Below are 22243 nucleotides of genomic sequence, written 5' to 3' on the forward strand. Positions count from 1 at the left end.
CCGAGGGCCCGGTGGGCCGAGCCGGTCCGCGCGTGGGGTGCCGGGCTATCCTGGGTGTGCCGCACCTCGATCGCCTGGCGTGCCTTCACGGCTTGTCCGGTCCGGGGTTCGAGACCCTGGCGGGCGCTGCTCCAACAGCTCCCGCCGGGGTCTTTTCTCTTGGTCCCTTACCTCCCGTCACACCGTGTGGTCGGGGTCGAGGACGATGTCCTGCTCGTCCAGGTCCTGCCAGTCCTGGGGCACCTCACCGGTCTCGTGGAACGACTTCCATTCCTCGATGCCGCTGATGGTGGCGTCGGTGAGCTCCTTACGGAAACCTCTGATCCACTCCAACTGCGCCTCGATCATGTGGAGCTGGTACTCGCTCTCCACGACGAAGACCCGGGGCAGCAGGTCCCCGAGCTGGGTGAGCACCCCCCGGAGCGCCGCGGCCCGGACGGTCTGCGCCTGCTCCCGGTCCGTGAGGAGCTCCGCCACCTCCTCCGGCGGCAGCACCGGAAGCAGGGACAGGGCGGTGTCGAAGACGGGGAACTCGGCGGCCGGCACCGCGATCAGGTCGGACAGCCAGTCCAGCATCTCGACACGCCCGGACTCGGTGATGCCGTACAGCGTGCGCTCCGGGCGGTTGCCCTGCCGCTGCACGCCCGTCACCTCTACGTAACCGTGCTTCTCCAGGTTCTGGACGACGGTGTAGAGCGAGCCGAAGTTGATCTTTACGCTGTGTTCCTTGCCGCGCCGACGCAGCGTCTGGGCGATCTCGTACGGATGCATGGGCCGCTCCGCGAGCAGCACCATCACCGTGAGCGCCAGTGGATTGCCGAGTTTGCGCCGCTTGGCCACCGCCCTCGCCGCCCCTCACTCCGTCGTCGAATACTCGTAGCCGAACATATCGCGAGCCACTTACGCCGTCAACCGCGATGTATCGCGAATCTGCGTAGGCGTGGAAGTATCTCGCCCTCTGACCAATCCGCGTTGCCCGCGGCTCCGAATCACCTCGCGAGACCGATGAGCACCCTGGGAGGAAGCCCGCGTGAAGGAAGCTGTTTACATCAGCGGACCGGCCCCGGTGGGGCCCGATCTGCAGAAGCTCCTGGGGATGGTCGCCCGGGGCGACCAGGACGCCTTCTCCCAGGTGTACGAGGCGGTCTGCGGGCCCGTGCTGGGACTGGTGCGCAGCGTTCTGCGCGACCCCGCCCAGTCGGAGGAGGTCGCACAGGAGGTACTGGTCGAGGTGTGGCGCACAGCGCCGCGCTTCCAGGCCACCCGCGGGAGCGCCATGAACTGGGTCCTGACGCTCGCCCATCACCGTGCCGTGGACCGGGTGCGTTCGGTGGAGGCATCGACGGCCAGGGAGCACAAGGCCGCACTGCTCGACCGCACCCCCGCCTTCGACGACGTCACCGAACAGGTCGAGACCCGGCTCGAGCGGGAACAGGTACGCCGCTGCATGCGGACGCTGTCCGAGCTGCAGCGGGAGTCCGTCACCCTGGCCTACTACCGCGGCCTGACCTATCGCGAGGTGGCGGAGCTGCTCGCCGTACCGCTCGGAACGATCAAGACTCGACTGCGCGACGGGCTGATCCGGCTGCGCGACTGCCTCGGGGTGAGCGCATGAGTGACGCCCGACTGCACACACTGACCGGGGCCTACGCCCTGCACGCACTTCCGGAGTCCGAACGCAGGGAGTTCGAGAAGCACCTGGGCGACTGCGAGGCCTGCTCGGTCGAGGTGCGCGAGCTCTCGGAGACCGCCACCCGGCTGGGGCTCGCCGTCGCCGCCGCGCCGCCGCGGGAGCTGCGCGAGAGGGTGCTGCGGGAGATCGCGACCGTACGCCAGGAGCCGCCGTCCGCCGGCCGCCGCGCCCGCTCCGGGGCCCCCGGCCGCACCGCGGCGGACCGGACCCGGCGGTGGCCGGCGTTCGCGCTGGCCGCGAGCCTGGCCGCGGCCGCGGGCTTCGGCGGCGTCGCGGTGTGGCAGCACCAGGAGGCGCAGGACGCCCGGCAGGAGGCGCGCGCCACGCAGGAGCGGAGCGAGCAGCTCGCCCGGGTTCTCGCAGCTCCTGACGCCCAGTCACGTTCCGCCACGCTGAAGGACGGCGCAACGGGCACCGTGGTGGTCTCCGAAAGCCGTGACCGCGCCGTGTTCCTGGCGTCGGGGCTGCCCGAGGCACCGAGCGGCAAGGTCTACCAGCTGTGGTTCGACGACGGCGGCACGATGCGTTCCGCGGGCCTGATGCGGGCGTCGGGCGAGGCCCCGGCGACGTACGCGACCCTGCTCGACGGACCGCTGGACGACGCCACGGGCATGGGCCTCACCGTCGAACCCGCGGGCGGCTCGGCGCAGCCGACGTCCGAGCCGCTGGCGCTGATGAACCTGCCGACGGCCTGAGCGGCCCCTGGGCGGCCCGGTACGGCCGTTCGGCCGGGACCGCTTCACATTCATTCGGATGACCGACCAATCCGCCGCGCATCGGGGAACGAATCCTGGTCGTGAGTGAAGATCGGAACGACACGCGGACCGAGACCCGTGGGCCCCGGCGGGCCGGCCGGGCACGCGCGGTCTGCGCCGCGCTCAGCGGCGTGATCGCCGGATTCTGCGCCCTGGCCGTCGCCGAGCTCGTCGCGGCGGTCGTGCGTCCCGAGGCGGGTCCCGTCACGGCGGTGGGCGGTGCGGTGATCGACCGTACTCCCCCGGCGCTCAAGGACTTCGCCGTACGGCACTTCGGGACGAACGACAAGCTGGTGCTGGAGCTCGGCATCCTGACGCTGCTGACGCTCTTCGCCGTGGCGGTCGGATTGCTGGCGCTGCGGCACCGGCTGGCGGGATCCGCGGCCGTGCTGGTCTTCGGAGTGGTCGGGGCAGTCGCGGCGGTCGGGCGGCCGGAGGGCCGGCCGGCCGACGCGCTGCCCTCGGCGGTGGGCGGGGTGCTGGCCTCAGGCGTGCTGTATTTCCTGATCGGACGGCTGGCACCGGCCTCCGGTCCCTCCCCCGCGGCTGGCGGGAGGGGCGGGGAGCCGGACCGCGGCACCTTCGACCGGCGTGGGTTCGTCATCGCGGCGAGCGCCGCGGCGGCGGCCTCGGCCGGCGCCGGCCTCCTGGGGAGGCGGCTGACCGCCTCGGTCCAGGCGGGGGCGGCGGCCTCACGGCGCGATCTGGTGCTTCCCGTACCCGACTCGGCGGCACCGGCCGTGCCCGCCGGCGCCGGTCTCCGCATCCCCGGACTGGGCTCGTTCGTCACCCCGAACAAGAGCTTCTACCGGGTGGACACGGCACTGGTCGTACCGCGCCTCGATGCCGCCGAGTGGCGGCTGAGGGTTCACGGCAGGGGCGTGGAGCAGCCCTTGACGCTCAGTTTCCAGGATCTGCTGCGCCGGGAGATCATCGAGCGCGACATCACTCTGGCCTGCGTCTCCAACGAGGTGGGCGGACCGTACATCGGCAACGCCCGCTGGATCGGCGTGCGACTGGCCGATCTACTGCGAGAGGCCGGGGTGAGACCTCCGTCCCGTGGCGGACGCGCCGACCAGCTCGTGGCGCGTTCGGTGGACGGCATGACGATCGGCACGCCGGTCGAGGACGTCATGGACGGACGCGACGCGCTGCTCGCCCTCGGCATGAACGGTGAACCCCTGCCGTTCGAGCACGGCTTCCCGGTCCGGATGGTCGTTCCCGGACTGTACGGATACGTGTCGGCCTGCAAATGGATCAAGGACATCGAGCTCACCACGTTCGACGACTACGACGCCTACTGGGTCAAGCGGTCCTGGTCCCAGCAGGCACCCGTCAAGACCGAGTCCCGTATCGACACCCCCCGCCCCTTCGCCTCCCCGAAGGCCGGCGTGGTCCCGGTCGCCGGGGTCGCCTGGGCCCAGCACCGCGGCATCCGGCGGGTCGAGGTCCGGGTGGACGGCGGCCCGTGGAACACCGCGCGGCTTGCGGCCGAGGACAACCGGGACACCTGGCGCCAGTGGGTGTGGGAATGGCCCGCCACCTCCGGCAACCACACCCTCGAGGTCCGCGCGACGGACCGCACCGGCGCCACCCAGACCGGCCGGCGCGTCGGCACCGTTCCCAACGGTGCGACCGGCTGGCACTCCGTGGTGGTCGACGTGTCCTGAGCGGACCCGCCCACGCGCGCGTACGCGTCGGGTTCCCCACCACACCCTGCACCGCACACAGCAAGTGACCATCCGGTCACCGATTCACACCAGGAGAACATCATGAAGGTCATCCACGCCCGTCGCGCCGCCGTCGCCCTCTCGGCTGCGGTCGTCCTGCCACTGGCTCTGACGGCCTGCTCCAGCGACTCCAAGGACAGCGCGTCCGGCTCCACCGCGAGCTCCGCGAAGGCATCGGACACGTCCTCGGCACCCGCCGGCGACACGATGCCGATGAACGAGCCCTTCGGGCCGGCCTGTTCGTCGGTGCCGAAGGACGGCGCGGGCTCCTTCGACGGCATGGCGAAGGCCCCGGTCGCCACGGCCGCCTCGAACAATCCGGCACTCTCGACACTCGTCACCGCCGTCAAGAAGGCCGGATTGGTCGATACCCTCAACAACGCCCAGGGCATCACGGTGTTCGCCCCGACCAATGACGCCTTCGCCAAGGTCCCGAAGGCCGACCTGGACAAGCTGCTCGCCGACAAGGCCGCGCTCACCAAGGTCCTCACCTACCACGTGGTGGGCCAGGAGCTGACGCCGAAGCAGTTGGAGAAGGGGTCCTTCGACACCCTGCAGAAGAGCGAGCTCACCACGTCCGGTTCAGGCATGGAGTACACCGTGAACGACTCCTCGAAGGTCGTCTGCGGCAACGTCCGGACCGCCAACGCGACGGTCTACATCGTCGACACGGTGCTGATGCCCGCCGAGTAACGGCCCTCCCGCGCCCGCCCGCCGCGAACCGCCTCCGTACGCTGTCCCGATGGTCTCCTCGAGCAGACAGGACCGGGCGGCGGGCGCCGTGGTCGGATCGGCGGTGGGCGACGCGCTGGGCGCGCCCTTCGAGTTCGGTCCGGCGGGCGTCTACACGGCCCGCTTCCCGGACCGGGTCGGCATGATGTGCGGGGGCGGTGGCTGGGACCCCGGCGAGGCGACGGACGACACACAGATGTCCGTCCTCGTCGCGGAGTCCCTGCTGGAGCGCGGCAGCCTCGACCTGCCCGACCTGTTCCGCCGCTTCCGGCAGTGGGCGGCCGGCGATCCGAAGGACATCGGCCTCCAGACGGAGGCCGTCCTGACCAGCGGCGACCCGTGGGACATCGCGGCGGCACTGCACTTCCAGCTCACCGGGCGGGCGGCGGGCAACGGTTCACTGATGCGGGCCGCCTGCTCCGCCGTGTACTTCGCCGGAGCAGGGCGGTCCGACGCGGACGCACGTTCCGCCACGATGGACGCGGCCCGACGGATCGCCGCGTTGACCCACGGTGACCGGGCCGCCTGGGAGGGAACGGCTCTCCTGCACGAACTGATCAGGGTGGCACTGGCGGGGGCCGACCCGCTCGCCGCCGTCCCGAGCGCGCTGGCTTCCGTCCACCCGGATCACCGCGAGCGCTGGGCCCGCGTCCTCGCACCCGACTGGGATCCGGACCGGGCCACGGAGTTCAACGGCGCGGTATGGCCCTGCCTGGGCACGGCCCTGTGGGCGCTGCGCTCGACGCCGTCGTACGAGGAGGCACTGGCTACGGCGATCGACGTGGGCGGCGACACCGACACGGTGGCCGCGGTGACCGGGGCACTGGCCGGTGCGGTGTACGGGTTCGGCGCCATCCCGACGCGCTGGACCGGGCCCCTGCACGTCCCGATGCCCGGGTTCGGGGACCGTGTCCTGCGCACCCCGGATCTGGTCGCGCTGGCCGGCCGGCTGGACCGCCGGTGAACCGATGCGAATCCTGCGGACATTCAGCCGCTTTGAATCTACACATAAGCGGCATATAAGAGCAGAATGGGATGGCAGGCCACACAACGCACCGACCGGCAGCCCGGCCTGCAGGATCGAAGGAGACGAACTCATGTCGAACGTCTCGCACACCGGCCACGACATGGCCGGACATCCCGATGTCACCGAAATGCGTGACCGCTACGACCGGATGCTGGGTGGCCGCGATGTGGCACTCGTGGACGGACCGGTGTTCCTGGTCGGTCTGTACTGCGCCGTCTCGCCCTGGGTGCTGCACTTCACCACCTCCCAGGCTCCCCTCGTGACGCACAACCTGATCATGGGCATCGCGATCGCCGTGCTGGGTCTGGGATTCACCGTGATGCCGCAGCGGATGTACGGCTTGAGCTGGGCCATCTGCGCCATGGGCGCCTGGATGATCATTTCGCCCTGGGTGGTGGGCAGCAGCCCGGACATGGGCGTCGTGCTCAACAACGTCATCATCGGCGGTCTGACCGTCCTGCTGGGGCTGGTCTGCGCGGGCGCCTCGATGAAGAGCGGCACCAAGGGCCGCGCCTAGGGCCTGTCGTCCCGCCGTCGCCCGGAGGGCGGCCGCGCGGCGTCCGGTGCGTGCAGTCGCAGCGCCCCGGAATGGTCTCGTAGCGGAGCTACCAGGGCATCTCGGCAACGCCGCGAGTGTGCGTGGCAGGCGTCACGCGGCAGGCGGGAGTGTGACGACAGCCCCAGGGCTGTACCCGAGGAGGAAGCACGCCGTCGGCCGGCCCCGCTGAACGCGGAACCGGCCGATGTCCCCTTCCCGCACTCCGACGCCTGAGGAGCAGTGGAGTACGGGCCCGGGGCCCCGTGACAGGAAGGGGCCGGCAGGGGACAAGGCACGCCCGGGGTGCCCCGCCCCGGTGCCCACGTCAGCCCACAGAGCTGTAGGCCACCACTCCGCGCAGCACCTCGTCCACAGCCTTCCGTGCGTTCCGCGCCACCGAACTGCCCTCGCGCGGCGCCGCGGCAGCCACCTGCCCCAGCACGTCGATCACCTGCTTGCACCACCGCACGAAGTCGCCCGCCGGCATCTCCGCCTCGCGCAGCACCTCGTCCAGGGTCCGGCCGGACGCCCACATGTACACCGCCCAGGCAAACCCGAGATCGGGCTCGCGCTGGCCGACCCCCTCCGCCTGATTGATCTTGAAGTCCTCCTCCAGGGCGTCGAGGCGGCCCCAGATACGGACCATCTCCCCCATGGCGGTCTTTGCCGGACCGGACGGCAGCTTCGGAGCCACCGCATCGTCCGCCTGTCGCGCCTCGTACACCAACGCCGAGACGCACGCGGCGAGTTCGGCGGGGTTGAGGCCCTCCCACACGCCTGCCCGCAGGCATTCGCTCGCCAGCAGGTCCAGCTCGCCGTACAGCCTGGCCAGCCGCCGCCCGTGCTCGGTGACTTCACTGCCCCGCAGATAGTCCAGCTCGGTGAGAAGCGCCACGATCCGGTCGAAGGTGCGGGCGATCGTGTTCGTCCGGCCCTCGATCCGCCGCTCCAACTGATGCGTGTCCCTCTGCAGCCGGTGATACCGCTCGGCCCACCGCGCGTGGTCCTCGCGCTCGTCGCACCCGTGACAGGGGTGGGCGCGCAGCTCGGCCCGGTAACGCGCGATCTCGCGGTCGTCCGCGGCGACGGACCGCCCCCGGTGGTGCCGGTCCGGCACGATGTGCCCGGCCTTGGTGCGCAGAGCGGACGCCAGGTCGCGGCGCGACTGGGGCGAGCGCGGGTTGAACGACTTCGGGACACGCATCCGCTCCAGCGCCTCGACGGGCACCGGGAAGTCGATCGAGGCCAGCCGCTTGACCTGGCGCTCCGCGGTCAGCACCAGGGGCCGCGGCCCGTCGTGGTATTCGAGCCCCCGGTGCCCGTGCCCGTTGGTCCGCCCGGCCGGCAGCCCCGGATCGAGGACGAGCGCCAGACCGGCGAACTTGCCGGTGGGCACGTGGATGACGTCGCCGGGCTTGAGCTTCTCCAGGGACGCCGCCGCCGCGGCCCGCCGCTGCGAGGCGCCCTGCTTGGCGAGCTCCGTCTCCCGGTCCTTGAGGTCGCGGCGCAGTCGCGCGTACTCCTCGAAGTCACCGAGGTGGCAGGTCATGCCCTCGCGGTAGCCCTCCAGGCCCTCCTCGTTCTTCTGGACCTGGCGGGAGATCCCGACGACCGAGCGGTCCGCCTGGAACTGGGCGAAGGAGGTCTCCAGCAGCTCGCGCGAGCGGTGCCGCCCGAACTGCTGCACCAGGTTGACGGCCATGTTGTACGACGGCCGGAAGCTGGAACGCAGCGGATACGTACGCGTGCCCGCGAGTCCGGCCAGCGCACCCGGGTCCATGCCGCGCTGCCAGAGCACCACGGCGTGGCCCTCGACATCGATGCCGCGCCGGCCTGCCCGCCCGGTCAGCTGGGTGTACTCGCCGGGGGTGATGTCGGCGTGCTGTTCGCCGTTCCACTTGACGAGCTTCTCCAGGACCACCGAGCGCGCGGGCATGTTGATGCCGAGCGCGAGGGTCTCCGTCGCGAAGACCGCCTTGACGAGCCCGCGCACGAAGAGCTCCTCGACGACCTCCTTGAAGGTCGGCAGCATCCCGGCGTGGTGCGCGGCGATGCCCCGCTCCAAGCCTTCGAGCCACTCGTAGTACCCGAGGACGTGCAGGTCCTCGGTGGGGATGGACGCCGTGCGCTGCTCGACGATCTCCCGGACCAGCCGGCGCTTGTCCTCGTCGTTGAGCCGCAGTCCGGCGTGCAGACACTGCTGTACCGCGGCCTCGCAGCCGGCCCGGCTGAAAATGAACGTGATGGCGGGCAGCAGCCCCTCGGCGTCGAGCCGGTCGATGACCTCGGCCCGCGACGGTGTCCAGATCCGGCTGCGCTGGCGCCGCTCGCGCTCGCGGTCCGCCTCGCGCACCATCTTCCCGCGGCGGCGTTCGCGCGGGTTGTACCCGCGCTGGTTCTCCATGCGGGCGAGCCGGACCAGGTCGGGGTTGACTTCCCGGCGTCCGACGCCGCGGCCGCCGTGGTCGCTCTCCTCCTCGAAGAGGTCGTACATCCGTCGGCCCGCAAGCACGTGCTGCCAGAGCGGCACCGGCCGGTGCTCGGAGACGATCACCTCGGTGTCCCCGCGGACGGTGTCCAGCCAGTCCCCGAACTCCTCGGCGTTGGACACGGTCGCCGACAGCGACACCAGCGTGACGGACTCGGGGAGGTGGATGATCACTTCCTCCCAGACGGCACCCCGGAAGCGGTCGGAGAGGTAGTGCACCTCGTCCATGACCACGTGACCGAGACCGGTCAGCGCCTGGGAGCCCGCGTACAGCATGTTCCTGAGCACCTCGGTGGTCATGACGACCACCGGTGCGTCGGCGTTGACGCTGTTGTCCCCGGTGAGCAGGCCGACCTTGTCCGCGCCGTAGCGTTTGACCAGGTCGGCGAACTTCTGGTTGGACAGGGCCTTGATCGGCGTGGTGTAGAAGCACTTGCGGCCCTGGGCCAGGGCGAGGTGCACGGCGAACTCGCCGACGATCGTCTTGCCCGAACCCGTCGGGGCGGCGACGAGCACGCCCTTGCCGGCCTCCAGCGCCTTGCAGGCCTCGATCTGGTAGGGGTCCAGATCGAACTCGTACATCTCGCGGAACGGTCCGAGCGCGGTCGCCTGCTCGACGGCTCGGATCCGGGAAGCCTGGTATCGCTCAGCTGGTGAGAGGTCCTCTGTCATCTTGTCCACGAGCCTACCCGTCACCTATGACAGTGAAGCGATCTTTAATTCCCCGTCGCAGAACCCGCTCCGAGCACCCGGACCGCACCCGGTACGCACGTGGCGGTCAGCGGAAGCGCACCGAGCGGTTCACCGTCCGCGTACGCGGTGACACCGGCCGCTTCGAGCGTGATGGAGGAGACCCGGTGCACGGTGACGGCGGGGTGGCCGAGGTGCGTCCCCTTGTAGACCTTGGGGAACACCTTGAGAAGGGTGGTGCGGCTGCAGTCGCCGACGACGGTCACGTCGAAGAGGCCGTCGTCCATGACGGCGTCGGCGCAGATCCGCATGCCGCCGCCGTAGGTCGAGCCGTTCCCGACCGCGATGAGCGTCGCCTCGATTTCCCGGGACGGTCCGCCGTCCGTACTCACGCGGTACGTGATCGGCTTGAAGGCGGCGAGTTCGGCGAGGATCGCCAGGTCGTACTTGAACCGGCCGCCGACCCAGCGCATCCGGTTGCCGCGGTCGTTGACGCGGGAGTCGAAGCCGGAGGCGAGCACCGAACCGAACCAGCGCTCACCGGCCCGCCCGAGGTCGATCTCGCGGACGGCACCGCACTTCAGCGCCTCGGCGGCCAGCCGCCCCGCCGCCGCCGGGTCCCGTATCGGCATGCCGAGGGCGCGGGCGAAGTCGTTGCCCGTACCGACGGCGACGACACCCAACGGCGTCAGCGTGCCGGCGACCGCCTGGAGGGCGAGGGACATCATCCCGTCGCCGCCGACGGCTATGAGCGCGCCCGTCCCCCCGGCCACGGCCTCGCGCGCCCGCCGCAACGCGTCGTCGGCGTCCTCACCGAGCACCGTACGGACGGAGAAACCGGCGTCCCGCAACGCGGAAGCGGCCGGCTGCGCGGCGTGCGCGCCCCGGCCGCGTCCTGCGGTGGGATTGACGAAAAGGGTGATCTCGCTGGTCACCCGGGGGACCTTACAAGGTCAGGTGATGTCGTCGTAACCGTCTCGCCGGGTCGAACGTCCGCCGTCCTGTGCCCCATCGGCCTGTGCGGGCAGCGAAGCCGACACGTTCTCCATCTCGCCGATGTCCTCGGGGGTGAGATCCAGCTCCGAGGCCTCGTCGTCGTCGAGATCGGCGTCGGGGTTGCTGCGACGCCTCCGCCGGTCGTTGACGATGCAGATGCCGAGCGCCATGAAGTAGAGCAGCACGATCGGCGCGGCCAGCGAGATCATCGTGAGCGGGTCACCGGTCGGGGTGGCCACTGCGGCGAAGACCGTGATGCCCATGACCATGGCGCGCCACCAGGACGCGAGCCGCTTGGCCGTGAGGACTCCGGTGAAGTTGAGCAGGACGAGCAGGAGCGGCAGCTCGAAGGCCAGCCCGAACACGATGACCATGCGCGTGACGATGTCGAGGTAGTCGTCGACGGGCAACAGGTTCGTCGTGTTGTCCGGTGTGAAGTCGAGCAGCACCGCCGCCGTCTGCGGCATCAGGATGTAGGCGAGAGCGGCCCCGACACAGAACAGCGGCACGCCGGCGCCGACGAAGCTCAGCGCGTACTTCTTCTCGTTCCTGTGCAGCCCCGGAGCCAGGAACGCCCAGAGCTGGTAGAGCCAGACGGGAGTGGAGAACACCACGCCCGCCATGAGGGAGACCTTGAGAGCGATGGAGAACGGCGCGACCAGCCCGTTCACCGTCATCTCGGCGCAGGGGCGACCGTTCGCCTGCTTCTTCTGTCCGTCGGTGCATCCGACCGACTCCAGGATCGGGCGGATCAGGAAGTCGATCAGATCCTGGTAGAAGAAAGCCGTGACCGCCGTGATGACGACGACCGCCACCACCGCGATCAGCAGTCGGTTACGCAACTCACGCAGGTGATCAGCGAGAGGCATCCGCCCCTCGCCGTCCTTCTCCTGCTTGCGGGCAGACTTGAGCAACCCACTTCCCTCGTCTCGTGCGGCAGCTGCCGGATGGATCCGTCAGCTATCAGCTCTGGGTGGTGGGCTTCGCTTCGTTCACCGGGCGGGAGCTCGTCACATCGCCGGGAGCGGCCTGGATCGTGCGCGCGGCGGCGGGCTGCTGAGCACCCTGGTCGGCGACCGTGTCCGTCGTGGCCACCGGCTCGTCGTCCTTCTTCATCGCCTTGGCCTCGCTCTTGAGGATGCGGGCCGACTTGCCGAGGGAACGGGCCATGTCAGGAAGCTTCTTGGCACCGAACAACAGCAGGATGACAGCGATGATCAGAACGATCTCGAGAGGCTTCAGATTGCCCATGATGTGCTTCCTTCTCGCTGAGGCGGCTGGAGGTGGGCTCGCTGCCCTTGGATCGGACACACGTCCGACCATTTCGCTGGGAGCGATCGTAACCCGCGGGAGTAAACGCGAGGCAATGCCTATGCATACTTTCGCTGCGGCCCGCGCCTCCTGCCAGGGCCGTCACCAGCAGCGTACCCCCCGCGACTATGAAAGAGGAGGCCGCGCCCGGCCGGATCAAACAGGCCCCGTCAGCGCAGGGTTTCGCCTGTGGCCGCGAGGTTCACGGCCGCCCGTTCCAGGTCCTCGGCCGCCCGGTTGATGCGTTCAGTGGTGCTTGTCACCTGGTGACCGAGGCGCTGGGCCTCGACGAAGACCTTGACGGCCAGCACGCCCAGGACGGCGATCCCGAGGAATCCCAGGGCGATGGCGAGCATGGGCCAGAACATGCGCAGTGCCTCGATGTGTCTAGTGTCCGAAGGGCCGGAGTGATGTCTCAGGCGCCGGAGTGCAGGCGCAGCGTCCGCACGCCGCCGCCGGTGAGGAGTTCCACTATCCGCTCCCCCGCGGGCCGGCGGACGGACACGTCGCACACGGGGCAGGTGAAGGAGTAGAACGTGGTCCGGCTGCTCGCGCCGATCGCGAGACGGAACTCCGCCGCCGCCAGTTCGAACCGCGCGCGGCATTCCGGGCAGGCGGCCTTGAACCGTACGGACTCGGGGACGACCACGGTCGGCACATCGGAAACTCCGGACACCACAGACATATTGCCCATATCTCCTCAGGTCTCCCCTCAGGCCAGTCCGTCGTACGCGGCGAGCGCCGCACGGGCCGCGGTCCGTGCGCTCCCTGCCAGCTCCGGCGGCGAGACGATGCGTCCCTCCCGGCCGAGCCGGAGCGCCAGCCTGCGCAGCGATGCCGGGTCGGGGGTGCGCAGCGTGATCCGCAGGCCGCCGTCGGGCAGTTCGTCCGCACTGTCGTGCGGGTAGTACTCGGCGACCCAGCGTCCGCCGGGCCCGACCTCGACCACGACCTCGGGGTCCTCCGCAGCGGGCTGGACCAGCCCTTCCGACAGATCCCGGAGCTCCAGCTCCGGCGGCGCGGCCGGCTCGTCGAGCAGCCTGATCTCGGCGACCCGGTCGAGGCGGAAGGTACGCCGGTCCTCGGAGGACCGGCACCAGGCCTCCATGTAGGTGTGTCCGACGGCGAACAGCCTGATCGGGTCCACCTCGCGCTCGGTGAGTTCGTCACGCGCGGGTGAGTAGTAGCGCAGCCAGAGCCGGCGGCGCTCGGAGATCGCCCGGTCCACGTCGGCGAAGACGCCCCCCTCGGACTCGAAGGTGACCGAGAGCCGGGAGCTCGCGGCCCCCACCTCACCGGCGGCGGCCTCCAGCTTGGCAGTGGCCCGCAGCAGTGCCTGGCGGTCGCTCTCGCGCAGTCCGGGCAGCGTCGCGACGGCGCGCGCCGCGACCAGCAGAGCCGTCGCCTCGTCGGCCGCGAGGCGGAGCGGCTCCGCGACGTCGTCCGGGTTGTGCCACCAGATGCGGTCGCCGTCGGTGTCGATGTCCAGCAGATCGCCGCCGCGGAAGCTGGTGCCGCACATGGGCAGGACGTCGAGGTCCGAGATCAGCTCGTCCTCGGTGATCCCGAAGGCCCGGGCGACGTCCTGGACGTGGGCGCCGGGGCGCTCACGCAGATACGTCACCAGGGAGAGCATCCGGCGGGTCTGGTCGATGGCGTTCGTGGCCATGAATACGGTCCCCTCAGTCCTTGGCCACGGCGCGCAGCCGGTCCACCACGTCGGCCCGCAGATCCGCAGGTTCCTGTACGACGACGTCCGGGCCGAACTCGACGAGCCAGGCGTCCAGACCGTGTCCGTACGGGATCTCCAACTCCTCCCACCCGTCCCCGAGTTCCCGAACCGATATCGCCCTCGCCCGGAGCGGGTAGCCGGAATCGGCCCGCAGCCTGATCAGTGCCGTGCGCGTCGCCGTCTCCCCCGCCCAGCTCTCGACGGTCTCGCGGACGGTGACCACGTCGGGGACCTCGGCGGTGAAGGCACCGGCCCGCGAACGGACCTTGCCGGAGATCCGGGAGAGCCGGAAGACCCGCTCGGCCCCCCGCCCACGGTCCCAGCCGGCCAGGTACCAGTGCCCGCGCCAGCACTCCAGCGTCCACGGCTCGACCTGACGCTGCTCAGGGCGGGCGGCGTTGGCCTTGCGATAGTCGAAGGTCACCGGCCGGCGGTCGCGGCAGGCCAGCATCAGCGGCTCGAACGCGGCTTCGTGCACGGGGATACGGGGTTCGAGGGCGCTGTGCACCTCGTAGGCGTCCTCCGCCTCGGGCATGCCCGCGGCCCGCAGCTTCTGCAGGGCGCCGCTGGCGGCGCCCGCCAGCCGGGCCTGCTGCCAGACCTTGGCTGCCAGCCCCAGCGCGGCGGCCTCCTCGGCGTCCAGCGTGATGGGGGGCAGCCGGTTGCTGTCACGGCGGGCGAGGTAGCCGGTGTCGCCGTCCAGGTTCTCCACGGTCTCGATGACCAGACCGAGCTCGCGCAGATCGTCCTTGTCGCGCTCGAACATCCGGTTGAAGGCGTCGTCGGATCCCGCCTCGAGGTACGCCTCGATGGAACCGCGCAGTTCGCGCTTGCTGAGCGGGCGCCGGGTCCCCAGCAGACACAGTGCCAGGTTCATCAGCCGCTCGGCCTTGGCAATCGCCATCGACGCCCTCTCTGTTTTGCTCTACGACCGTCGACCGTACCGCCCCGGGGTGTCCGGACAAAAGCGAGGGCCCGTGCCTTGCGGCACGGGCCCTCGGAGCGTGGGGGTGCTCGGTCAGACGGCCATCAGGTCGCAGACGAAGATCAGCGTCTCGCCCGGGGCGATCGCGCCGCCGGCGCCGCGGTCACCGTACGCGAGGTGCGCGGGGATGGTCAGCTGGCGGCGGCCGCCGACCTTCATGCCCTCCAGGCCCTGGTCCCAGCCCTTGATGACCCGACCGGCACCGAGCTGGAACTGGAGCGGCGTGCCGCGGTTCCAGGAGGAGTCGAATTCCTCACCGGTGGAGAAGGCCACGCCCACGTAGTGCACGGAGACGGTCTGGCCGGCCTTGGCCTCGGCGCCTTCGCCTTCCCAGATCTCCTTGATCTCCAGGTCGGCCGGCGGCTCGCCACCCGGGAAGTCGATCTCGGGCTTCTCGATGCTCACTGACTTGCTCCTCTGAATGATGAACTGGGCAACCGGGACAGTCTTACATCTTTGCCAGGATGTCCACGGCGAAGACGAGCGTGGAGTTCGCCGGCACGGACTGCTGCGCCTTGTCACCGAGGCCCTGGTCCGGCGGGATGACGAGCAGCACGCGGCTGCCGATCTTCTTGCCGATCAGGCCGTTCTTGAGGCCCTTGAGGGTGACCTGGGCCAGCGGGAAGGAGGCGGTCTTGCCCGTGGTGTACGTGTTGTCGAACTCCTTGCCGTCCTTCCACAGCTTGGCCACGTAGTTCACGACGACCGTGTCGGTCTCCTTGACGACCTCGCCCTTGGACTCCAGCACGTAGTTGGAGACGAGCTTCTTGGGCGGGGCGACCTTGCTGGGGATCGTCAGGGTCGGCGCCTTGCCGTCGGTGTTCGTGCCCACCTTCGGCAGGTCGACGTTGTCCTGGGCGACCGGGGTGCCCTTGGCCGACGCCGGGATCTGCTTCGCCTTCAGGACGTCCACGACGAAGACGAGGGTGGCGTTCGGCTTGATGTCGCCCTGGCCCTGCGCGCCGTACCCGAGGTCCGGCGGGATGACGAGCTCGACCCTGCTGCCGACCTTCTGGCCGACGAGACCCTTGTCCCAGCCCTGGATGACCATGCCTGCGCCGAGCGTGAGATCGAACGGCTGCTTGCGGTCGAAGCTGTTGTCGAACGGCTTGTCGGAGTCCCAGGCCTGCCCCAGGTAGTTGACCTGGATCGCGTCGCCGTTCTTGAGCGTCGCGCCGTCACCCTCACTGATGACCTTGGTCTTCAGCTCTTTGGGCGGCGTTCCCGTGCCCTTGGCCAGGGTGGGCTTCTCACCGAACTTCGCGCCCGCGGTGATGGCGGGGAACCCGCCCTTCGTGGGGGCGGACGCGGAGGCGGAAGCGGAGTCGGAGCCCTTGTCGTCGCTGCCGCAGGCCGCTGACACCAGCAGCAGGGGGACGACGAGAAGGCCGGCAATTCGGCGCACAGGTTCCTCAGATCTCAGACGACACGTTTGGTGGGACACGGCCCTGGGGGCCTCCGACACTCTAGGGCGTGCACAGGGCCCCGTACGAGGAACGTACGGGGCCCGAGTCGCACGGGAGCCGAGGCGCGTCCTGCGGCGGCTCACATACCCGCGATCAGCTTCTCCACTCGGTCGTCGACGGATCGGAACGGGTCCTTGCACAACACGGTGCGCTGCGCCTGGTCGTTGAGCTTGAGGTGGACCCAGTCGACGGTGAAGTCCCGCCGCTGCTCCTGGGCCCTCCGGATGAAGTCGCCCCGCAGCCGCGCCCTGGTGGTCTGCGGAGGCACCGACTTGCCCTCGAAGATCTTCAGGTCGTTGCAGATGCGGGCGGCCTGACCCTTGCGTTCCAGCAGGTAGTACAGGCCTCGGCGGCGGTGGATGTCGTGGTAGGCGAGGTCTATCTGGGCGACCCGCGGATTCGACATGGTCATGTTGTGCTTGGCCCGGTACCGCTCGATGAGCTTGTACTTCATGACCCAGTCGATCTCGGTGCCGATCCGGTCGAGGTCCTCGGCCTCGATCGCGTCGAGCGTGCGGCCCCACAGTTCGAGGACCTTCTCGACGTTGCCCGTGCGGATGCCGCGGCGGTCCACGAAGTCCACGGCCTTCTCGTAGTACTCGCGCTGCACCTCTATGGCGGAGGCCTCACGGCCGCTGGCGAGGCGGACCTTGCGCTGCCCCGTGATGTCGTGGCTGACCTCGCGGATCGCCCGGATCGGGTTCTCCAGGGTCAGGTCCCGCATCACCGTGCCCGCCTCGATCATGCGGAGCACCAGGTCGGTGGCACCGACCTTGAGGAGCATGGTCGTCTCGGACATGTTGGAGTCACCGACGATGACGTGGAGGCGGCGGTAGCGCTCCGCGTCCGCGTGCGGTTCGTCGCGGGTGTTGATGATGGGACGGGAACGCGTCGTCGCGGAGCTGACGCCCTCCCAGATGTGCTCAGCACGCTGGCTGACGCAGTAGACGGCACCCCGCGGGGTCTGCAGCACCTTGCCGGCACCGCAGATCAGCTGCCTCGTGACGAGGAAGGGAATGAGGATGTCCGCGAGCCGCGAGAATTCTCCGTGCCGGGCCACGAGGTAGTTCTCATGGCATCCGTAGGAGTTTCCCGCCGAGTCGGTGTTGTTCTTGAAGAGATAGACGTCGCCTGCGATTCCCTCCTCGTGCAGGCGGCGTTCGGCGTCGACAAGCAGGCCTTCGAGAATGCGCTCGCCGGCCTTGTCGTGGGTGACCAGTTCGGTCAGGTTGTCGCATTCGGGGGTTGCATATTCCGGATGCGATCCCACGTCGAGGTAGAGGCGGGCGCCGTTCCGCAGAAAGACATTGCTGCTGCGGCCCCATGACACAACACGGCGGAAGAGGTAGCGCGCCACTTCATCAGGAGACAGTCGGCGCTGTCCCCTGAACGTGCACGTGACGCCGTACTCGTTCTCCAGCCCGAAAATGCGGCGGTCCATGACTGAACATTACGCCTGATGGCCCGAGCTGAAACCGGGTTCGACGGCACCGTTTCGATCATTTTCCGATCCTCACCACGACAGCGCTACGCCCGGGAGCTGCGAGGACCTTTCCGGTGGCCCGCGGAACGAGCCGCGCCACCACTCCACCGGCCCCCGTGACGGCCATGTCGCGGCGCCGCGTCCAGGCGTACCCGGACGCCCGGGCGACGCCCCGTCACGCCTGGTGGCCCGGGCTCAGTCCGGGCTCGGCGGCACCGCTCCGGTCGCCTTCCGGGCCACGCAGCGCGACAGCACTGTGCCCGGGGGCCGCGAGGATCCCGCCGGTGGCGAGCAGGACGAGCAGAGCGGCCACTCCGCCCGCCCCCGCGACGGCGAAGCTCCACGACGTCCCGCCCAGCTCCACGGCCGGGCCCGCCACGGCCGTCCCCGCCGCCGCGCCCACGCCGAACGTCGTCACCAGCCAGGAGAACGCCTCCGTCACCGTGCCCCGGGGTGCGTGCCGGTCGACGACGATGAAAGAGCAGGCGATGGCCGGGGCCAGGAACACCCCGGCGACGGCGGCCAGCACGGTCATCGCCACCACACCCGGCGTCAGCATGAGCGGCAGATAGCCCAGGGCCAGCAGCGCCACGATCACCCGGAGCCTGCGCTCGGGAGGCCCGGACCACTGCCGGGCCCCGTACACCGCTCCCCCGATCAGCGCGCCCAGGCCCAGGGCCGCCATCAGCCAGCCGTAGACGGACTCCCGCCCGTGGTCGTCGGCGTACGCCACGCCGGCCACGGTGATGGAGCCCAGCGCCATCCCGACGAAGAAGAACGAACCGAGCAGGGCCAGCAGCCCGCGCGAGCGCAGCGCGCCCAGCCAGTGCGCCTCGCGCGGGGCGGAGCGCCAGGACCTGGAGGGCTCGGACAGGATGACGGACAGCGCCCCCAGGACGCCGATCGTGTTGATGACGAGCAGTGCGGCGGCCGGTGACCAGAGGGACACCAGCAGGGTCACCAGCAGCGGTCCGACCGTGAACATGATCTCCTGGGCGACCGCGTCCATCGCGTACGCGCGGTGCACCCGGTCCTCGCTGCCGAGCACGCTGGGCCACAGGGCCCGCAGTCCGCCTTCCAGAGGCGGCGTGAACACTCCGGCCAAGGCCACCGCCGCGTAGGCGAGCGGAAGCGATCCGAGACCCGCCACGGCGAGCAGAGCCATTCCGAGGGCGGAGAGGACGGAGGCGGGGAGCTGGACCCGGGGCTGGCCGTAGAGGTCGACGGCGCGGCCCAGCAGCGGCTGCCCGACCGCCGTGGCCAGCCCGTACACCGCGGCGAGCGCACCCGCGAGGGTGTAACTGCCGCCCTCCGCGCGGGTGAACAGGACGATCGCGATGTGCGCGGTGCCGTTCGGCAGCCGTCCCACCAGGGTGCCTGTCAGCAGCCGCGCGGCATGCCGCGCCCGGAGGATGTCCAGATATCCCGCGGCCATGTCCCGCCCCTCTCCTTGGAGCGCCCTTCCGGCCACCCGAGGTTTTACGTATAACTTCCAGGTTCATACGTACCATGAGCCCTGTCCGCAGGTCCACCTCATCGCGCCTGCCCCGACCGGCCCGGAGGCCCGCGTGTCCAGCCCAGCAACGCCCGGCCCGCCCCGGCCCACCAGCCGCGACGTCGCGCGGGCCGCAGGCGTCTCGCAGGCCACCGTCTCCCTGGTCCTCGGCGAGAAGTGGCCCGGCCGGGTCTCCGAGGCCACCGCCGGGAGGGTGCGTGAGGCCGCCCGCGACCTCGGCTACCGGCCCAACCTCGCCGCCCGCAATCTGCGGCTCGGCCGCACCAGGACCGCCCTCCTCGTGGTCCCCGCGCTGACGAACGAGTTCTTCGCCCGGGTCTACACCGGCGCCGCAGCGGTCGCCGCGGAGCACGGCTTCGGCGTCGTCCTCTACCCCTCCCCCGACGGTACGGGCCCGGCCAGGGACCCCTTCGCCTCCGCACGCGCCGCCCTGGACGGGGTGATCGCCTCCTCCATGGCCGCCGACGCCCTGGGGGCCCTGCGCGGCGCGGGACTACCCCTGGTCATGCTCGACAGCGACCCCGCGGCCCCGGGGCCCGCGGCCAGGGTCAACCTCGACATCGCGGACGGGATGCGCCAGGTCGCCGGGCACCTGCTCGCCCTCGGCCACCGCCGCTTCGTCCATCTCTCCTCGGCGGTCGACTCCTGGACCTTCGAGGTCCGCGCCCACGCCCTCCACGAGACCCTGCGCGGGGTCCCCGGCACCGAAGTGCGGACCGTTCCGGCCGCGCTGGACGTACGAGCCGGCCGCGAGGCCACGGAGCGCGCGCTGGCCCTCCCCGGGCCCCGCCCCACCGCCGTCGTCTGCGACGACGACATCCTGGCCGCGGGCGCCTGCAAGGCCGCCCGCCGGCTCGGGATGCGCGTACCGGACGACCTCTCGGTCACCGGCTTCGACGACCTGGCCCTGGCCACGGCGGTCGAGCCGGAGCTGACCACCGTGCGACTGCCCGCCGAACAGGTCGGCGAGCGTGGCATGAGCGCCCTGCTGGCCGTGCTGGAGGGCAGGCAGGCCGAGTCCGGCAGCCTCCCGGTGCAACTGGTGGTCCGTGGCTCATCCGCGCCCCCGGCCGGCCGGGGGCGCGCATGACAGTGCCCCGGCCCGCCGGAAGGCGGACCGGGGCACGGAGACCGGCAGGACCGGCTACTCCACGTCGCCGCCCGAGTCGGTCGAATCACCGGGTTCGGGAGCGGCCTTCTTCTTGACCGCCTTGCCGTTGTCCGTCGTCGTCCCGGTCGTGACCGCGTCGTCGCCGTCCTCCGCGTCCGAAGGAGCGTCCGTCGGTGTCGCACCGGCGCCGTCCGCTTCCAGCAGCCGCGCCAGCTGCCGGCCGACGATCCGCTTGAACTTGCGCTGCTGCGGCCTCGTACGGTCGAGGACCGCGACCTCCAGCCGCTCCGCGGGGATCTCCCGCTCGCTGCCGTTGGGATCGCGGGACAGCGCCTGCACCGCCAGCTTCAGCGCCTCGGCGAGCGACATCCCGTCGCGGTGGCGCTGGTCCAGGAAGGTGCTGATCTGTTCGGCGTTGCCGCCGACCGCGACCGAGCCGTGCTCGTCCACGATCGAGCCGTCGTGCGGCAGCCGGTAGATCTGGTCGCCCTCCGGCCCGGCACCGACCTCGGCGACCACGAGCTCCACCTCGTAGGGCTTCTCGGCCGCACTGGAGAAGATGGTGCCGAGGGTCTGCGCGTAGACGTTCGCCAGTCCACGCGCCGTCACATCGTCGCGGTCATAGGTGTATCCGCGCAGATCGGCGTAGCGCACTCCGCCGATGCGGAGATTCTCGTACTCGTTGTACTTCCCGGCGGCGGCGAAACCGATCCGGTCATAGATCTCGCTGAACTTGTGCAGCGCACGGGACGGGTTCTCGCCGACGAACACAATGCCGTCGGCGTACTGCAGCACAACCAGGCTGCGACCACGGGCAATGCCCTTCCGGGCGTATTCCGCCCGGTCGGCCATGGCCTGCTGAGGTGAGACATAGAACGGCGTCGACACCGGCTATCCGTCCCTTTCTGTCAGTGGCAGGAGCATCGAAGAAGCCTCGGTACGGCCGGTCAGAGCAGCTCGGCGCGCGGGCCGTCGGGCTGTTCCATCCGGCGTTCCAGAATCGAGCGCGCGATCTCGGAGGATTCCGTCTCGGTCAGCTTCCGGAAGCCCTCGTCGGTGATGACGGTGACGATCGGGTAGATGCGACGGGCCACGTCGGGGCCGCCGGTCGCCGAATCGTCGTCCGCCGCGTCGTACAGCGCCTGTACGACCAGCGTGAGCGTCTGCTCCTCCGTCAGGTCCTCGCGGTAGAGCTTCTTCATCGAGCCCCGGGCGAAGATCGAGCCGGAGCCGGTGGACGCGTACCCGTGCTCCTCGGAACGGCCGCCGGTGACGTCGTAACTGAAGATTCGGCCCCGCTCGCGGTCGACGTCGTAGCCGGCGAAGAGCGGCACCACGGCGAGCCCCTGCATGGCCATCGCCAGATTGCTCCGGATCATCGTGGAGAGCCGGTTCGCCTTGCCCTCGAGGGAGAGCTGGGCCCCCTCGACCTTCTCGAAGTGTTCCAGCTCCAGCTGGAAGAGCTTGACCATCTCCACGGCCAGACCTGCCGTGCCGGCGATGCCCACCGCCGAGTACTCGTCGGCCGGGAAGACCTTCTCGATGTCGCGCTGCGCGATCATGTTGCCCATGGTCGCCCGCCGGTCACCGGCCAGGACGACGCCTCCGGGGAAGGTCGCCGCGACGATCGTGGTGCCGTGCGGGGCCTCGATGGCCCCCTTCATGGGCGGCAGCTGCCGGTTGCCCGGGAGCATCCCGGGCGACTGATCGGACAGGAAGTCCATGAAGGAAGAGGACCCGGGCGTCAGGAAGGCAGCTGGTAGACGCCCGGTGCTACGAGTGTTGGCTTCCACGCGTTTCCCTCCAGGTAAGCGATGGCCCTGCGCAAGGTGTCAGGATCATCTCCCAACTTGCCTACGGCCGAATTGCAGTTGAAGCACCGTATGCCACGGACCCTACCCGTCTGACGGCGGTGATCCACATGTGCGGCGGAGGCATTCGGACCGATCGCTCGATCCGTGCCCGCGGCGTGCGGTGCGGGCGTCCGCCC

Annotated in this window: 23 protein-coding genes; 7 read left to right on the top strand and 16 right to left on the bottom strand. The window is 70.2% G+C overall.

Annotated elements, in window-relative coordinates:
• Positions 1 to 177: 177 nt before the first annotated feature.
• Positions 178 to 840 carry a PadR family transcriptional regulator gene (locus ABZ434_RS31460; protein ID WP_359143816.1) on the bottom strand — a complete coding sequence of 221 codons (663 nt, stop codon included), beginning with the start codon at positions 838 to 840 and terminating at the stop codon, positions 178 to 180.
• Positions 841 to 1030: 190 nt separating this feature from the next.
• Between ABZ434_RS31460 and ABZ434_RS31465 the strand changes: the two genes are divergently transcribed.
• The 6 genes from ABZ434_RS31465 (at position 1031) to ABZ434_RS31490 (ending at position 6454) form a co-directional block, all read left to right on the top strand.
• Positions 1031 to 1615, top strand: coding sequence for a sigma-70 family RNA polymerase sigma factor (locus ABZ434_RS31465; RefSeq protein ID WP_359143818.1), 585 nt, complete (start codon positions 1031 to 1033; stop codon positions 1613 to 1615).
• Positions 1612 to 2388, top strand: a complete 777-nt coding sequence (locus ABZ434_RS31470) for an anti-sigma factor (protein ID WP_359143821.1) — start codon at positions 1612 to 1614, stop codon at positions 2386 to 2388. Before ABZ434_RS31465 ends, ABZ434_RS31470 begins: the two co-directional genes overlap by 4 nt.
• Positions 2389 to 2579: 191 nt before the next feature.
• Positions 2580 to 4118 (top strand): molybdopterin-dependent oxidoreductase, encoded by a 1539-nt coding sequence (locus ABZ434_RS31475; RefSeq protein ID WP_359143876.1) that lies wholly within the window; start codon positions 2580 to 2582, stop codon positions 4116 to 4118.
• 102 nt (positions 4119 to 4220) lie between these two features.
• On the top strand, positions 4221 to 4871 hold the full coding sequence (locus ABZ434_RS31480) for a fasciclin domain-containing protein (protein WP_359143824.1): 651 nt from the start codon (positions 4221 to 4223) through the stop codon (positions 4869 to 4871).
• A gap of 49 nt (positions 4872 to 4920) precedes the next feature.
• Positions 4921 to 5874 (top strand): ADP-ribosylglycohydrolase family protein, encoded by a 954-nt coding sequence (locus ABZ434_RS31485; protein ID WP_359143827.1) that lies wholly within the window; start codon positions 4921 to 4923, stop codon positions 5872 to 5874.
• A 133-nt stretch (positions 5875 to 6007) separates the two neighbouring features.
• Positions 6008 to 6454 (top strand): SPW repeat protein, encoded by a 447-nt coding sequence (locus ABZ434_RS31490; protein WP_359143830.1) that lies wholly within the window; start codon positions 6008 to 6010, stop codon positions 6452 to 6454.
• Between the two features lie 346 nt (positions 6455 to 6800).
• On the opposite strand, the gene ABZ434_RS31495 is transcribed toward ABZ434_RS31490, so the two are convergent.
• The 12 genes from ABZ434_RS31495 to ABZ434_RS31550 form a co-directional block, all read right to left on the bottom strand.
• On the bottom strand, positions 6801 to 9635 hold the full coding sequence (locus ABZ434_RS31495) for a DEAD/DEAH box helicase (RefSeq protein ID WP_359143879.1): 2835 nt from the start codon (positions 9633 to 9635) through the stop codon (positions 6801 to 6803).
• Positions 9636 to 9679: 44 nt separating this feature from the next.
• Positions 9680 to 10588, bottom strand: a complete 909-nt coding sequence (locus ABZ434_RS31500; RefSeq protein WP_359143832.1) for a diacylglycerol kinase — start codon at positions 10586 to 10588, stop codon at positions 9680 to 9682.
• Positions 10589 to 10606: 18 nt separating this feature from the next.
• The gene (gene tatC, locus ABZ434_RS31505; RefSeq protein ID WP_359143835.1) at positions 10607 to 11563 is read right to left on the bottom strand and encodes a twin-arginine translocase subunit TatC; all 957 of its coding nucleotides are present in this window, start codon (positions 11561 to 11563) and stop codon (positions 10607 to 10609) included.
• A 49-nt stretch (positions 11564 to 11612) separates the two neighbouring features.
• Positions 11613 to 11903: a Sec-independent protein translocase subunit TatA gene (gene tatA, locus ABZ434_RS31510; RefSeq protein ID WP_359143882.1), complete on the bottom strand. Its 291-nt coding sequence runs from the start codon at positions 11901 to 11903 to the stop codon at positions 11613 to 11615.
• 227 nt (positions 11904 to 12130) lie between these two features.
• On the bottom strand, positions 12131 to 12328 hold the full coding sequence (locus ABZ434_RS31515; protein WP_359143838.1) for a hypothetical protein: 198 nt from the start codon (positions 12326 to 12328) through the stop codon (positions 12131 to 12133).
• Between the two features lie 47 nt (positions 12329 to 12375).
• Complete coding sequence (locus ABZ434_RS31520; protein ID WP_359143840.1) at positions 12376 to 12654, bottom strand: hypothetical protein; 279 nt, start codon at positions 12652 to 12654, stop codon at positions 12376 to 12378.
• Between the two features lie 18 nt (positions 12655 to 12672).
• Positions 12673 to 13629, bottom strand: a complete 957-nt coding sequence (locus ABZ434_RS31525) for a WYL domain-containing protein (protein ID WP_359143843.1) — start codon at positions 13627 to 13629, stop codon at positions 12673 to 12675.
• A gap of 13 nt (positions 13630 to 13642) precedes the next feature.
• Entirely contained in the window at positions 13643 to 14596 is a 954-nt protein-coding gene (locus ABZ434_RS31530; protein ID WP_359143846.1) for a WYL domain-containing protein, read from the bottom strand.
• Between the two features lie 114 nt (positions 14597 to 14710).
• Positions 14711 to 15082, bottom strand: coding sequence for an FKBP-type peptidyl-prolyl cis-trans isomerase (locus ABZ434_RS31535; protein WP_359143849.1), 372 nt, complete (start codon positions 15080 to 15082; stop codon positions 14711 to 14713).
• A gap of 43 nt (positions 15083 to 15125) precedes the next feature.
• On the bottom strand, positions 15126 to 16082 hold the full coding sequence (locus tag ABZ434_RS31540) for an FKBP-type peptidyl-prolyl cis-trans isomerase (RefSeq protein WP_359143852.1): 957 nt from the start codon (positions 16080 to 16082) through the stop codon (positions 15126 to 15128).
• Between the two features lie 140 nt (positions 16083 to 16222).
• Positions 16223 to 17584, bottom strand: coding sequence for a Pup--protein ligase (gene pafA / locus ABZ434_RS31545; protein ID WP_123468669.1), 1362 nt, complete (start codon positions 17582 to 17584; stop codon positions 16223 to 16225).
• A gap of 217 nt (positions 17585 to 17801) precedes the next feature.
• Positions 17802 to 19061 carry an MFS transporter gene (locus ABZ434_RS31550; RefSeq protein WP_359143855.1) on the bottom strand — a complete coding sequence of 420 codons (1260 nt, stop codon included), beginning with the start codon at positions 19059 to 19061 and terminating at the stop codon, positions 17802 to 17804.
• 133 nt (positions 19062 to 19194) lie between these two features.
• Between ABZ434_RS31550 and ABZ434_RS31555 the strand changes: the two genes are divergently transcribed.
• Entirely contained in the window at positions 19195 to 20232 is a 1038-nt protein-coding gene (locus ABZ434_RS31555) for a LacI family DNA-binding transcriptional regulator (protein ID WP_359143858.1), read from the top strand.
• A 54-nt stretch (positions 20233 to 20286) separates the two neighbouring features.
• On the opposite strand, the gene prcA is transcribed toward ABZ434_RS31555, so the two are convergent.
• The 3 genes from prcA to ABZ434_RS31570 all read right to left on the bottom strand — a co-directional run.
• On the bottom strand, positions 20287 to 21141 hold the full coding sequence (gene prcA / locus ABZ434_RS31560) for a proteasome subunit alpha (protein WP_359143861.1): 855 nt from the start codon (positions 21139 to 21141) through the stop codon (positions 20287 to 20289).
• A 59-nt stretch (positions 21142 to 21200) separates the two neighbouring features.
• Positions 21201 to 22046 (bottom strand): proteasome subunit beta, encoded by an 846-nt coding sequence (prcB, locus tag ABZ434_RS31565; protein WP_359143864.1) that lies wholly within the window; start codon positions 22044 to 22046, stop codon positions 21201 to 21203.
• A partial coding sequence (locus ABZ434_RS31570) for an endonuclease domain-containing protein (RefSeq protein WP_359143867.1) occupies positions 21998 to 22243 on the bottom strand: 246 nt, incomplete at its 5' end. The genes prcB and ABZ434_RS31570, both read right to left, overlap by 49 nt.

This window comes from Streptomyces sp. NPDC005761 (assembly GCF_040630635.1).
Classification (GTDB): Bacteria; Actinomycetota; Actinomycetes; order Streptomycetales; family Streptomycetaceae; genus Streptomyces.